Source organism: Roseibium sp. RKSG952 (genome assembly GCF_009711355.1).
In genome coordinates, this window is the sequence record NZ_SMMF01000408.1 from 1 (window position 1) to 871 (window position 871).

Annotated in this window: 1 protein-coding gene; it reads right to left on the bottom strand. The window is 65.3% G+C overall.

From position 1 onward, the window contains the following. A partial coding sequence (locus E1297_RS01275; RefSeq protein ID WP_155132899.1) for an AMP-binding protein occupies positions 1-871 on the bottom strand: 871 nt, incomplete at both ends.

Consider the following 871-nt stretch of genomic DNA (forward strand, 5'->3'; position numbering starts at 1 on the left):
GAGATGAGGATCAACAACATAACCTTGCGTGTTGGCGACCGGTGCACCAATCGGCAAGACCGTGTCCGTGCCATCGGCCTGACAGGCGGTTACATCCACCGCGGTTTCCGTCGGCCCGTAAAGATTGTAGAGGCCGATCTCCCGGCCTTCCCGTGCGGCCAGACGGTGGAACCGGGCGGCCGCTTCCGCCGCAAGCGGCTCACCACTGGTGAACACCGCCCGCAAGCCCGTCAGACCGGCAACAGCCTGCCCGCCATCCACAAGATCCAGCCAGGGGTCGAACAGGCTCGGCACAAAATGCAGCACGCCAACCTGATGGGCCGCCATGGCCTCCGCCACCCGGCCCGCGTCCCGGTGCGCGCCCGGGGCCAGCATCACCAGCTGCGCCCCGTGGCAGGCCCACCAGAACAGCTCCCAGACGGACACGTCAAAGTTTGCCGGGGTCTTTTGCAGAACCACATCCCCCGGCCCGAGCGGAACCAGCTGCTGCATCCAGGCCAGACGGTTGGACAACGCCGCATGCCCGACCATCACCCCCTTCGGCCTCCCGGTCGAACCGGACGTGTAGATCTGATAGGCAAGACAATCCGCAGACAATGGCGCCAGACGCTCCGCATCCGTCACAGGCCCGGCATCCGTCACAGGCTCGGCATCCGTCACAGGCCCGGCAGACATCCCCGCAATCCGGATGACAGAACCGAAATCGTCACACACAACACCGCAGACCCCGCCGCTGAAAAGCCCGGTGCACCCTGAAGCAGTCCGCCTTGATGTCACGCAGATCTTCAGACCCGCATCCTTCAGCATGAAGGCACGCCGGTCATCCGGGTCTTCCGGGTCAAGCGGCAGATAGGCCGCGCCCGCCTTCCAG